The organism is Methylobacterium sp. Leaf465 (assembly GCF_001424705.1).
In the GTDB taxonomy this organism is placed as follows: domain Bacteria; phylum Pseudomonadota; class Alphaproteobacteria; order Rhizobiales; family Beijerinckiaceae; genus Methylobacterium.
Map to the genome: position 1 here is coordinate 15,756 of NZ_LMRA01000005.1, position 13,232 is coordinate 28,987.

Here is a 13,232-nt window from a genome sequence, read left to right on the forward strand (position 1 = left end):
ACACTCACACCCCATGAGCAGCTTGAACACACTGATCGGGACGGTCGCCCTCCGACGTCCATCAACAATCACCGACTACGGTGTCACGCTGCTGCTGGTGGGCGCCATGACGTTCATTCGGTTCCTGGCTCCAGCCTATGTCGCCCCGTTCCTCCTGTACATTCCGGTTCTCCTGGTCGTGAGCTTGGCTTTCGGCTGGCGCGCAGGAGCGCTGGCACTGTTCTTATCGACACTGATTGCCACGTGGTTCTACACGCGGGATGGAGTCCTCGGAGGCGTGGATGTCGCCCTGCTGGGGCAATACCTCCTGGTCGGCGCGACCATGGTGTGGATCTGCCATGCCCTGCGACGGTCCGTGGCGCAGAACGAAGCCACGCTGGAGCGGCTCAACACTGCGAACCACGTTCTCGTCGACAGAGAGGCGGCGTTGACCAGCGCCAATGCCGCCGCAGAAGCCGCCAAGGAGGCGGCCGAGCTGGCCAACACGGCGAAGAGCGATTTCCTGGCGAACATGAGCCATGAACTCCGCACCCCTCTGTCCGCCATCATCGGCTACAGCGAGATGATGGGAGAGGAGATCTCCGATGGCTGCGCGGCGTCGGACCTCGTGGCGGATATCGGCAAGGTCGAGCGCAACGCCCGTCACCTGCTTGGGCTCATCAACGACGTGCTGGACCTCTCCAAGGTCGAGAGCGGCAAGATGGAGGTCTACGCCGAGGATTTCGCGGTGGGGGACATGCTGCGCGACGTTGCGGGTTCGGTCGCGACGCTGGTCAACAAGAAGGGCAACGCCCTGGAGACGAAGCTCGCGCCTGGGCTGGGCCGAATGCATTCCGACCTGACCAAGACCCGGCAGGTGCTCTTCAACTTTCTGAGCAACGCGGCCAAGTTCACGGAAAGCGGGACCATCACCCTGGCGGCCTCCCGCATGACCGACGCCTCGGGGGTCGACCGGCTTTCGTTCTCGGTCTCGGATTCCGGGATCGGGATGACGGCCGAACAGGTGTCGCGCCTATTCCGGCGTTTCGAGCAGGCCGATGCGTCCACGACGCGCAACTTCGGGGGGACCGGGCTTGGCCTCTCGCTGACCCGTGCCTTCGCCGACATGCTCGCGGGAACCATCACGGTGTCCAGCGTCCCAGGCCGAGGCAGCACCTTTACCTTCACCGTGCCGGCGACGTTCGTTCCTCCGGTCGACGCGCAAGCCTTGCCCGATCCGGACGTCATCGCCGCCGACGTGGCGGAAGGCGATGTCATCCTCGTCATCGACGACGATAGCGACCAGCTCGCCCTCACCACGCGGTTCCTGCATCGCGAGGGATTTAAGGTCCAGACGGCCACGAACGGCAGGAGCGGGCTCGAGATCGCCCGACGGTTGCGGCCACGGGCCATCCTGTTGGACGTGATGATGCCGGGCGTGGACGGTTGGTCGGTGCTGAGCCAGATCAAGGCGGACGAAATGCTGGCGCAGATCCCGGTCGTGATGGTGACGTCCGTCGACCAGCGCAATCTCGCGGCCTCCCTCGGCGCTTCGGACTACATGCTGAAGCCGGTCGACTGGACGCGGTTCGGCAAGATCGTGAACCAGTTCAGGCTGGCGGAGCCGGACCGGCGCGGCACCGTGCTTCTGGTCGAGGACGAGGCCGCCACGCGCCTGGCGATGCGCGCCAGCTTGGAGGACGAAGGCTGGTCGGTCTTGGAGGCCTCGAATGGTAAGGAGGGCCTGCAGCAGGCGACGGAGACCAGGCCGGACGTCGTGATCGTCGACCTGAACATGCCGATCATGGACGGCTTCGGCTTCCTGCAAGGCGTTCGCGCCATTCCCGGCTGCTCGGATATCCCGGTGATCGTCCTGACAGGGCGAGAATTCTCGGCGGACGACCGGAGCAAGCTTCGCGGCGCGAGTCAGATCCTCAATCGCGGCGACTTCGCCTCGGCAAGTTTGGCCGAAAGGCTGATCGGTCTCAGAACCTGAGAAGGGTTGGAGCCGGCTCGGCGTCCGCTTTGGAGCTTTGGTTCTGCGAGCCGGAACCGCGGGGTTAGAATGGCGGCGGCCATAGGCCGCCGGAAAGCGAGATCCGGAAGGTGCCGGGCGCGGGTGGGCGGTCACCCAAGGAGACGTGCGGCTGGAGGTGGTTGGAGGCGCTCTACCGGATCCCGATGAGGATCTGCGCCGCCTTCAGCGGTTAGACGATCTCTTGGCGGAGGCACTCGTCTCTGGGCTTGCCATTGAAGCTCGCACAGTCGGCGGCCTCCCGTGGCGAGCCTGGGCCAATGCTTAGCTCAGGCATACCAGCGCCGACGCTGATGCTCGGACTGAGCGTGGCTCCTGCGACTGCGTTCGGAGAGGGCCGTGAGGTTCTTCGTGGCGGTGTACGCCGTGTCCTGATTCGGTGCCCGGCGGCCAGGACGAGGCGGGGGGCAGAACCTGCCCGAGGATATCGTCCGCGCCGATTGGGAGGCTGATGAAGCGCCCTGCCCCACCGGGATCGAGGACGCGCTGTCGTATTTGGCAGTGGCAGACTGCCGGAGGCTGGACGACTTAAAATTGCTTTGTTCTCCTCATTCGAGGGCTAGCGTCACTTAAACCAGAAATTGCAGGACTGAATCACGCTACGGCGGACCTGACATTTTCGTACAGTACCTGTGTTTTACTATCTTGTATTGATCAATATTATTGGTTTTATCTTGACGTATCCGGCTGCTCGGATGTCGTCATATAAAGGTCTCGTTAGGAAATCCGTGAAAACATAACATCGATCAATAACCGTTGTGCATGACGGATGCCTTCTCATGCGTTTTGAATACAATTTCCAAGCGTGGATTCGGCGTGCTTTGCGTGCTCAAGCAGGAAGCGCTGCTGTTGAATTCGCCCTGGTCGTCCCCGCCCTCTTGGCGCTCTTTGCGGGTATCGTGGCATTCGGGATCTATCTCGGGGCCTCGCACAACCTGAAGCATATCGCGTCGGAGGCGGCCCGGGCTTCGATCGCCGGCGTGAGCGATCAGGAGCGCGCCGCTCTCGCCCGGCAGAGAGTGGCGGCGGCCCTGACGGAGGGGGCCATGTTCAAGCCCGGCACCGTGTTGGTGACGGTTGGACCGAACGCCCAGGATGCTTCCCTCTTCACAGTGACCCTGACGTTCGATGCGAAGTCGCTCGGGTTCTCGGGACTCTCCGGCTTGATCCCACTCCCGCCAGACCTCATCCAGAGCACGGTCAGCGTGCGCCGGGGTGGCCTGTGATCGGCCGTTTCGCGCCCGACGCGCGTGGGGCTGTCGCGGTCTTCACCGCGCTGGCCTTCACCACACTCCTCGCGGCGACGGCCGTTGGGGTGGATTACGGCTCCATGGTCGTCGCCCGGCGCAAGGCGCAAGGGGCGGTCGACCTGGCCGCCACCCTGGCGGCCTCCGATCCGCAGCGGGCCGACCTGCTGGCGCGTCAATCGCTCGCCGACAATGGCTTCGGGGCCGCTGCGGTGATCACGGTCCAGCCGGGTGTGTATGTGGGCGATGCCAAGGTTCCAGTGGCGGATCGCTTCGTCGCCAATGCCGCCTCGCCCAGTGCCGTCCGGGTCGATCTTCGGACGCAGACGCCGACCTTCTTCGCTCCGGCTCTCGGCTTCAAGCGCGACGTGCAGATCGATGTGCGTGGGACCGCCGCCTCGGCGCGGTTCGCCTCCTTCAGCATCGGCTCCGGGCTGCTTCGTCTGGATGCCGGGGTGCTCAACGGCGTTCTCGGCGCGTTGCTGGGGAAGCCGCTCAACCTGTCGGTCGGGGATTACGAAGCGCTGGCGGCGGCCCAGGTCGACGGCTTCCGCGTGCTCGATACCCTCCAGCCCGGCCTCAATCTCAAAGTCGACAACTACAACGACGTCGTCGCCGCGAACGCGACGCTGGGACAGGTGCTCTCGGCGCTCCAGTCGGTCGCGGCCACGACCGCAGGCAACGCTGCGGCAACAGCCGCCCTCGGGCAGTTGAACAACGTCGTTCGAGGTGCCGGCGGATCCGTCCGCCTCGGGCGAATCATCGATCTCGGAGATGCCGCGAACCTCGCGCCGAGTACAGGGGTCAAGGGTCCATCGATCGGCCTGATGGATACCCTGTCGGCCGCCATCCTGGTGGCGAACGGCGATCGCCAGGTCTCCGCGGATCTCGGCGCGAGCATACCGGGCTTGCTGCGGACCCAGGTCACGCTGGGGATCGGCGAGAAGCGCCAGAGCTCCGGCTACGTCCAGCCCGGCAGTTCGAAGGCCACGGTGCAGACGGCGCAGACCCGCCTCCTCATCGAGGCCAGCCTGGCCCTGCCGCTCAATCTCGGCCTCCTCCAACTGCCTCTCTACGTGCAGGTCGCCAAGGCGCAGGGGCGGCTGCGCTCGGTGACCTGCCCCTGGTCGGACCGGCAGAGCCGACAGGTCGTCCTGGAAGCCCAGACCGGCGTCGCAGACCTCGCGGTGGCCGACATCCCCAAGGCGCTCCTCGACCCCAATGCGCGCGTGCCCGACCTCAATCAGCCGGCGACGCTCCTGCGGGTCGCTCCCGCCCTGACGGTGACCGGCCAGAGCCGCGTCACGGTCGGAAACGCCTACACGCAGCTCGTAACGTTCAGTGACGACGACATCACCCGCCACACCGTCCGGACAGTGTCCTCAGGCGGGTCCTTCCAATCCCTCACCGGCCGTCTGATCAACGATCTCGACCTTCAGGTGAACGGTCTCGGCGTCCTGGCGCCCGGGGTGATCAAGAGCACGGTCGCCACGGGTCTCGCGGCGGTGACGCCCGCGCTGGACAAGGTCTTGGACAACACGCTCCGGGTCCTCGGCATCCGCCTGGGCTACGCCGACCTCACCGTGGAAGGCACACGCTGCGACCAGGCCGTGCTCGTCCAGTGAGTGTCCCGCTCGTCTTGGGCTGTCAAAACCTGACGCAGAAGATCATGGATTACGACCTGTTGGAGACATACAGAGGCTCGGCGGATCTTCGTGATCGTTCGCTCGAATTCAGTGCGGAGATTTTTGCGGCCGAAATTCGGGGGGCTGTGCGCGCCAGCGATAGCCTTGGTGCTATCGAGCGTCCCAGGGGACTTGCTGAAGCCGCGGCATCGTTCTTCGCGCCTGAAAGAGCGGGCGACTCGTGGACCTCATCCTGCCCCCACGGGTGATCCACCCACTCGTCCGCGTCCGGACCGGTGTTCGCAACGGTCGGATCGCCGCCGCCGCTTGCCCCATTCGTCGTCGCACCGGTCCAGGGATGTCCGATAGTGAGGATGCTGGTCCTATGGATCAGGGGGCAAGTGCAACGTTCGACGCCACGATCACGATGGTCAAGGCGGAGGACGCGTTTGCGGACAGGCCTGCTCGGCTCCCTTCCTCGATGGGAGAACGTTGCCGAACCTGCGGATCATCCGATGCCGGGCGGTCAGAACGCCAGCTTCATTCCCGCGATGATGGTACGGGGCGCTCCGGCGAACACCGACCCCGTGGTTCCTGCGAGGACGCTCGCACCGTTCTGTAGGCCCGTGGTCGCGCTGATGGAATTCGCGAGGTTCTGCGCCGAAGCGACGTAGACGGTATCGAAGACGTTGCGCACCTCGGCATAGGCGGTGAAGCGCTTGGCATAGCCGCTCGTGAGCTCCGTGGCGTAATGGATGTTGGCGTTGACGATCGTATAGCCCGGCGCCCTGAGTTGGTTGGCGTTGTCGATGAAGAAGTCGTCTTGGAACACGGTCTCGACGAACGCTCCGAGGCCGGCGAGCGGTCCGGCCGGGACATCGTATCCGATGCGGGCGAGCAATTGGTTGGCCGGGACACCGGGGATCGTTTTGCCGGAGCGGTCGAATTGGCGGCTGAGAGATCCGGCGCTCAGCCGTTCGACGTAGCGCGTGTAGATCTGGTCGTCGAACGTGTAGGCGGCGACCGCGCGCCACCCGGGTGCGAACGCCCAATCGGCCGCCACTTCGATGCCGCGATGCTCGGAGGCCGGCGCGTTGAAGGTGTAGCTCATCAGGCCGGCGCCGGGAGATTGCGACACGAGCTCGTTCCGGAAGAACTCGTAGAAGCCGGTCACGCTGAGGCGCAGGGTCTCGCTCGGGCTCCAGTCGACGCCAAGGTCGAAGCCGAGGTTTTCCTGCGTACGAAGTTGGATGTTGTTGCCGGGGAGGCCGGCTGCGGTGATGAAGAGATTGCTCGCGGCCGGGGTCGTGTAGCCGGTCGCGACCCGGCCCCGAACCGCCCATTCCGGGGTCGGCCGATAGACCAGGGCGAGTTCGGGCGCGACGTTAAGGAAGCTGCGGTTGGCATCGGCGACGGTCGTGGTCACGCCGGAGGCCGAATAGGCGTAGGCGACGTTGCGTCCCGTGATCGCGGTGTTCTCCGCGCTGACGCCGACGACGCCGGTCCATTGGTCGGAGAGCGCCACCTCGGTACGGGCCCGCCCGCCGAGGTTGGATTGGACGGCCTCTTGGTTCCCGATGAGCGCGCCGAGCAGCGGACCACCGCCGGGCGCGCGATTGAAGGTCGTGATGTGGTTGTCGATGGTGTTGTAGGCCAGCGCCACGTAGCCCACCGCGGGCAGCCCGAACAGATCGTAGCGCCGGGTCAGGTCCGTGAGGAAGTTCCAGGATGGATAGGAGCCGCGCGAGGAGGTCGTATAGAAGGGCTGGTTGAAGTTGCGCTCGTCGAAGCCGAGCTGGGTGCGCCAGGTCGTCTGCGCGTCGAGGTCGTGCTCCCAGCGCAGGGCGACGATGGTGCGCCGGTCGTCGCGCCCGAACCCTGCCTCATCGGCGGTGACGCCCACCGTCCGGCCGAAGGCCCCGTTGGCGAACAGGTTCGTCAGGGTACACCCCGGCGCCGCCAGCGCCGCCGTGCCGCAACCGCGCTGGTAGGGATTGATCTGATACTGGTTCAGGGAGGACCGGGCCGGCAGATTCGCACTGAGCGTGTTGTTGATCACCTTCAGGGTGAAGCGGTTGTCCGGCGTCGGCGTGTAGCTGGCCAGCAGGTTGACCGTCTGCGTGTCGTAGGAACCGTGATCCTGGTAGCCGTTGGCACGGACATCGCTCGCGAACAGGCTGATCTCGACGGGGCCGCTGACGCCGCCGACCGTGAAGTAATTGCTGAGGTAGCCGAAGCTGCCCGCATCGGTGCCGATCTCGAAGCCGTCGATCTCGCGGCCCGTCCGGGTGCGGAAGGCGAGCGCGCCGCCGNGAAGTAATTGCTGAGGTAGCCGAAGCTGCCCGCATCGGTGCCGATCTCGAAGCCGTCGATCTCGCGGCCCGTCCGGGTGCGGAAGGCGAGCGCGCCGCCTGTGGCGTAGTTGCCGAAGAGCGCCGATTGCGGACCGCGGAACACGTCGATGCGGCTGTAGGCGCGCGGATCGACGAGGTCGAAGCGTGAGGCGCCGTCCGGCTGGGTCAGGATGAAGCCGTCCTCCAGCACGACCGTATTCTTGATCACGCCGGTGGAGCGGGCATTGTTGCCCCGGATGGAGATCACCACGTCGCGCCCGCCATTGCCCTGGCGCACGGTCACGCCGGGGCTGTTGGCCAGAACCGACCCGATGCTGGTGGCCGGACGGTTCTCGATGATGCCGTCTCGCCCGAGGCTGGTGACGACCTCGCCGACGGGGCGGTCGATGGGTGTCGGTGCGGCGGCGGGCGAGAGGGCAGTCCGACCCCGCCCCTGTCCGGCGCCACCGCCCTGGCCCTCGACGGAGAGCTCTTCCAGGGTCACGGCCTGACCGGCGGTCTGGGCCTGCGCCATCGCGATCGCGAGCGGGCTTGCGCCGAGAAGGATCGCCAGGGCGCGCATGGGCCGGCGGGCGCTTGGGTACGGGAACATGGGGAAAGCTCGACGGATCGGGGAGGACGCTGCGTAGGCACGCTGCGATGAGGAAGGGTGGTTCGGCGATCAGACGAGGTGAGGCGGAGCCCGGGGCTGCCCCAGGCAACGGGACGGAGGCCGTGCGCGTGTGGGAGGGGGGATCGGCCACGATACCGGATGCCAGTGCACGCTCCGTATGGCGGCCGGGCCCGATGGCAGCGTGGGGAGGGTGACCCCTGCACAGCACAACTGGCACAGGGCGCATCCCGGGTGTGCCGGGGCGGGCACCCCCACGTTCGAACGGACCTCCTCGCCCCCATCGACCGCAGGGCCGCAGAGAATGGGATTGCGCAGCGGATCGGACATCGCCGCGAGCATGCGCAGGGCCGCCGCCGGCGCGAGCACCTGTGTCCAGAGCGCGAGCGCGATCAGGACGACGCCGAGGATGCCGCGGCGGCCGATCAGCAGGGGAAGGATGGGGTGCACGGGAACGCCGCCCGTTTCGGCTGCCTCAGGTCCTCGCCTGGGTTCGCAGCGCCTGCAGGCCGAGGTCGAGCAGCAGCATGCCGAGGATGACGAGCCCGGTCAGGGGGAACAGGGCCCCGAGGACGAAGACGATCAGGGTCACGCCGGCCGCGACACGCCGGTCGCGTGGCCACGGTGGTACGCCGAGGCGACCGGCGGGGCGCCGCTTCCACCACATCGTCGCGGCGGTCACGGCGAGCAGGATGGTCGCCAGGCAGAAGGCCAGCATCGCGAACTGATTGGCTCGACCCCAGTGCTCGCCCTTGTGGAGGCCGATGCCGTACTGGATGGCGCGGGCGACCCCGCCAAGGTCCGCGAACCGGACGTCGACCAGCGGCGTGCCGGTGTACTGGTCGAGGGAGATCATCCGCTGCCCCGGCACGTCCTTCGGGTAGGCGGCCGCGGCGTAGACGCCGGTCTCCCCCGACGGCAGGGAGACCTCGAAGCCGCGCGGCATCCCGAGGGCTCGCAGGATGTCGACGGCGCGCGCGAGCCCGATGGTGGGGGTGGCGGCCGGCTGCGAGGTCGGAAGCGGAGCGTCCTCCATGGCCCATCCGGTGGTGGTGAGCATCTCTCGCATGGGCACGGTCGACACGGGCTTGTTGGCCCAGAGGGCGCTGGGCTGCCCGACGCCGGCCGCGTTGGACCAGCTGCGCAGGTGCTGGCCCCACCAGGCCGACCAGGGCAGCCCGGTCAGGGCGAGGAAGAAAATTCCGGCCCCGGCGACCAGGCCGGTGACGGCGTGCAGGTCGCGCCACCACACGCGCCTGCGGGGTGTGCCGCGGAGGCGCACGACCCCGCCGCCCTGCTGGCGCGGCCACCAGAGATAGAGGCCCGTCAGAACCAGGATGATCGTGAACCCGGCCACGACCTCGATGAGTCCGTTGGCCACCGGTCCGAAGTAGGCGAGGCTGTGCAGGCCTCGCACCACCATCATGAACTCGTCGTCCCGGGCGACCCGATCCAGCACCGAGCCGTCGTATGGGTTGAGGTAGACCAGGATCCTGCGGGATCCCTCGGCCATCGTCACGACCGCGGAGGCGGACGGATCGGCGGGCTCGGTCAACGAGACCGGTACGGCGGTCGGCACGGCCTCGGAGGCGTTGAACAGCAGGACGTCCACACCCACGGGCGGGCTCGCCTGCACGGCGACCCTTGTCCGGTACGCGAACAGGGTCGTGTTGACCTCGTCCTTGAACAGGTAGAGCGAGCCGGTGACCGAGAGCAGGATCAGGACGGGCAGGCAGAGCAGGCCGGCGTAGAAGTGCCAGCGCCAGACGGCGCGATAGACGGCATCCTGCATCGGGTGGGCAGAAACGACGGCGCGGAAGGCCGTCGCGTCACCCTGGAGGGACTGAGACATGGTTGGGGGTCCGGCACGGAGCGATCTGGGACAAACGGATCGATCAGGCGGTCGGCGGACCTCGGGGACTGACGGATGGATCGGGCGGCGCCCGTGCGGTTCCCGGGTCTCCGGTCCGCCAGGCGCGGAGCACCGCATCGCCGGGCGACCAGCGCACGGCGACGAAGGCGAGAACCAGAACGGGCACCATGACGGCTTGCACCAGGGTGCAGCACGAATGCCGACAGGGCAGTGCCGCGTCCGCCGGAGCGTCCGTTCCGGCGTGTTCGGCACAGATGATGGTGTTGAAGCTCAGCTGGGGCACGGGCGCCATGGAACCCAGCAACGCCTGCAGGCAAAGCGCGTAGAGGACGGTCAGGGCGATGACCGCACGGCAGAATCCCCAATCTGGCCGCCAAGCACGCATGACAGCCGCGTAAGCTGTGGTTCCACGCTTCGTCAACATGGCAAAGTCATCTCACAGACTTTCACCAGGCATGTGACCTAGAACCGCCCCGCCAGGGTCAGACGTACCGCCGTCGGCTCGACGGGGTGGAAGTGCCGGTCCGCGACGCCGTCCGCCGCCTCGCCGGGCAAACGGGAGGTGTAGAAGTAGGTGATCTGGTCGGCCTGGGCGTTGGTCAGGTTCAACACGTCGAGGGACAGGCTGATTCCGTTGTCGAAGTTGTAGCCGACCCGCCCGTTGACCAGCGCCGTCGGGCGCGAGCGCACCGAATTGTCCTCGATCAGCGGCCGCGGCCCGAAGTAGCGCAGGCGCATCGCTCCGAACCAGCCCGGCCCCTCGCCGAAGGTGAACCCGGCCGAGGCAATGGTGGTGGGCGCCTCCGGGACCCGGTTGCCGACGGGGTCGCGGTCCGCGAAGCGGGCATTCGTCACCGTCAGGTCCCCCTCCAGGGAAAGCCAGGGCGTCACCGCGTAGCGGTTGGTCCATTCGACGCCGAAGCGGCGGGTGGGACGGCTCGGCTCGGTGGTGCCGCTGTCGCCCTGGAACAGGTTCTCGGAGGCGAAGTCGAGCTGGAACAGCGTCACCGCCGTCTCCAGCCCGGCGAGGCTGCGGTTGCACAGGCCGATCTCCGAGCCCGTCGAGGGCACCAGGAAGGGCGAGCGGCTGATGTTGAAGAGCGGGCTCGCCGGATCCACCGTGGCGGTGACGCCGCGGGCATCGTTCGAGTGGAAGCCGCCCCCGTAATTCACGAACACCTCGGTGTCGAACCAGGGTCCCAGCACGAGGCCGAGCTTCGGGTTGACGATCCCGTCCCGGGCCGTGCCGGAATTGGCTGGCGTGTCCGAGCGGACATCGGCGGAGAACCCGTCGGCGCGCACGCCGACGCTGGTGCGCAGCCAGTCGGTCCAGCGCATCCGGCTCTCGACGTAGAGGGCCGCGCTCGCCTCCAGCACCCGGTCATCGAGCACGGTCGAGCGGGTTTGCCGCGCCGTGGTGTTGAGCAGGCCGACCCGGATGGCGTCGGTGCGGGTTTGGAGGCCGATCTCGTTCTCCACGGCCAAGCCGAACAGGGTGCCCTCGACGGTGTGGCTGACCTCGCCGCCGCCGAGCACCCGGCTGTCGCGCTGGCGGAACTGGTCGCCGTTCACCGGGTCGTTGAGGAAGTAGGTGAAGTCGTTGAACAGGTTCATGCCGTAGCGGATGACGTAGCCGCTCGCCCGGGTGATGCCGGCGTCGCTCGTCCGGCTCCAGCGGCCCGAGAGGGAGAAGCGGCCGGTGTCGCCACCGTCCGTGGGATTCAGGGAGCCGAAGCGGCCGATGATCCCCTCCGCCACGGCGCGCTCCGGGATCTGGTTGGTGGCGTTCCACTTGGCCCAGTAGGCCATGCCCGTCAGCGCGAAGCCGTCGAGGGCCGTGCCCTGGCTGTAGCGGACGACGGCGTTCAGCTTGGCGAGGCGGTCGGGCACGTCCCAGGGGCCGTCATAGGTCTGGGCCTCGCCGGCCACGAGCAGGTGGCCTTCGCCGAGGGGCGCGGAGGCGATGCTGAGGGCGCGCTTGTAGCCGAAGCTGCCGAGCGACGTCAGCGCGAGGTTGCGCGCGACCGTGTCGAGATAGTCGATCCGCACCGAGCCGGCAGAGGCGAAGTCGCCGTCGCGGACGAAGTAGGGTCCCTTGTGGAATTCGACCGCGCCGACGAGTTCCGGGATCAGGAAATTCAGGTCGGCATAGCCCTGGCCGTGGGCGTGAGTGCGCATGTTCACCGGCATGCCGTCCACGTGAAGCGCGATGTCGGTGCCGTGGTCGAGGTTGAATCCGCGCAGGAAGAACTGGTTGGCCTTCCCCTCCCCGGAATGCTGGGTGACGATGAGGCCGGGCACGCTCTCGAGCGCCTCGCCGGGCCGGGTGATCGGCCGGCTGTTGAGTGCCGCCCCCGAGATCACGCCAGCGCTCGCCGCATCGACGCTGCGGAGGCCGCCGCCGATGCCGGTGACGCCGCCGACGAATCCCGCATGGGCGGCCGGCCCGCGGCCACCGCTGGCCGGGGCCTCGGCGGTCACGGACAATTCGGCGAGGTCCGCCTGCACAGTCTCGGCGAACGCGTCCGGAATCCCGGCGCCGTAGGGCAGGAAACCGGCGCAGGCGCTGAGGAGCCAGGATCGGGCGGTGGGCCGTGAACGGGGAAACGAGCGAAAACGGGAGGACGACATGGGACCTCGGGCGACGTCTGTGGCACGTCACCGCGAACGAGGCCGGCCCGGATGCCGCACGGCATCCGCCCCGACACCCACCAGGACACCCCGCCCGATGCGTTTCGCGTGTGACCACGACTGACGGCAGGTCTCCTGGCTCGCGGGTCACCGCCCTCTCATCGTCTTCCCAGATGTCGAAACACCCAGTGACGTGCTGATGAGGAACTCGCCGCTTACAGTTGCGGGGGCAGCCGCGGCGTTGGAACAAAATTCCTCACCGCGTTCCCTTTTGATCCTCCGGGGAGGAACCGTCCGACGCCAGGAAGCCCGACACGCGGTGACGGCGTCAATGGCCGCGCGGGGTTTTCGGGCCGGTGTGCCCGGCAGGCGACAGGCGTCGGGCGTCAGGGTCGGTCATCCGGTTTCCGCGCCGGCGCGCGCCGGTGGCCCGTGCCGGCCAGGACCGCGCCACCGGCCGCGAGGCCGAGGAGGATCCATTTCAGGGGAAAACGCTCCGCGCCCTCGCTGCGCTGGGGCGCGGTCACCATGTGGCCCGGCGGAAGCTCCACGCCGGGCTTGCCGTAGGCCTGCGCGTCGGCGATCTGCTCGGCCGACACGGCCCATTCGGCGCCCATCTGCCGGTCATGCGCCATCACCGCGAGGCCGACCGCGAGGCCGACGGCCGCCGCCGCGAAGATCCTCACCGGCGTCCGCATCTCCCCCGCTCCCGTCTTCCCCGCTTTCCAGCGGCCGATCCGGCCCGAGGGTTAGGCGATCGACCCGCCCTCCGCCAGGGACCGGGGCCGGAGAGGAAGGTCCCGATTGTCCGCATTGCGGCCTGGAACGGTTTTAACCCGGTCTTCATCGGCTCTGCAAAAAACGCATGGGACCCCTAA

8 protein-coding genes, 2 pseudogenes and 1 riboswitch are annotated in these 13,232 nt (G+C 67.5%); of the genes and pseudogenes, 3 read left to right on the plus strand and 7 right to left on the minus strand.

Going from position 1 to position 13,232, the window contains the following annotated elements:
* Positions 1-13 precede the first annotated feature (13 nt).
* Positions 14-1,975, plus strand: coding sequence for a response regulator (locus ASG51_RS05015; protein WP_056379496.1), 1,962 nt, complete (start codon positions 14-16; stop codon positions 1,973-1,975).
* A gap of 77 nt (positions 1,976-2,052) precedes the next feature.
* Here ASG51_RS05015 and ASG51_RS24920 read toward each other — a convergent pair.
* Positions 2,053-2,276 (minus strand): annotated as a pseudogene (locus ASG51_RS24920) (integrase core domain-containing protein); the annotation flags it as partial.
* A 517-nt stretch (positions 2,277-2,793) separates the two neighbouring features.
* Between ASG51_RS24920 and ASG51_RS05020 the strand changes: the two are divergent.
* Both ASG51_RS05020 and ASG51_RS05025 read left to right on the plus strand, forming a co-directional pair.
* Positions 2,794-3,240, plus strand: a complete 447-nt coding sequence (locus tag ASG51_RS05020) for a TadE/TadG family type IV pilus assembly protein (protein WP_056379498.1) — start codon at positions 2,794-2,796, stop codon at positions 3,238-3,240.
* Positions 3,237-4,886, plus strand: coding sequence for a TadG family pilus assembly protein (locus ASG51_RS05025; protein WP_056379500.1), 1,650 nt, complete (start codon positions 3,237-3,239; stop codon positions 4,884-4,886). The genes ASG51_RS05020 and ASG51_RS05025 overlap by 4 nt, the downstream gene beginning before the upstream one ends.
* A 526-nt stretch (positions 4,887-5,412) precedes the next feature.
* Here ASG51_RS05025 and ASG51_RS05030 read toward each other — a convergent pair.
* The 6 genes and pseudogenes from ASG51_RS05030 to ASG51_RS05050 form a co-directional block, all read right to left on the minus strand.
* Positions 5,413-7,198: TonB-dependent receptor (locus ASG51_RS05030; RefSeq protein ID WP_244480066.1), on the minus strand; the 1,786-nt coding region annotated here is incomplete at its 5' end.
* Position 7,199: 1 nt separating this feature from the next.
* Positions 7,200-7,832 (minus strand): annotated as a pseudogene (locus tag ASG51_RS24925) (TonB-dependent receptor plug domain-containing protein); the annotation flags it as partial.
* Positions 7,833-8,325: 493 nt separating this feature from the next.
* Positions 8,326-9,702, minus strand: a complete 1,377-nt coding sequence (locus tag ASG51_RS05035; RefSeq protein ID WP_056379502.1) for a PepSY domain-containing protein — start codon at positions 9,700-9,702, stop codon at positions 8,326-8,328.
* Positions 9,703-9,745: 43 nt separating this feature from the next.
* The gene (locus ASG51_RS05040; RefSeq protein ID WP_156389577.1) at positions 9,746-10,147 is read right to left on the minus strand and encodes a hypothetical protein; all 402 of its coding nucleotides are present in this window, start codon (positions 10,145-10,147) and stop codon (positions 9,746-9,748) included.
* A 38-nt stretch (positions 10,148-10,185) separates the two neighbouring features.
* Positions 10,186-12,354 (minus strand): TonB-dependent receptor, encoded by a 2,169-nt coding sequence (locus tag ASG51_RS05045; protein WP_082513885.1) that lies wholly within the window; start codon positions 12,352-12,354, stop codon positions 10,186-10,188.
* Positions 12,355-12,461: 107 nt separating this feature from the next.
* A riboswitch (cobalamin riboswitch) is annotated at positions 12,462-12,664 on the minus strand.
* Between the two features lie 76 nt (positions 12,665-12,740).
* Complete coding sequence (locus ASG51_RS05050) at positions 12,741-13,052, minus strand: hypothetical protein (RefSeq protein WP_056379507.1); 312 nt, start codon at positions 13,050-13,052, stop codon at positions 12,741-12,743.
* Positions 13,053-13,232: the final 180 nt, after the last annotated feature.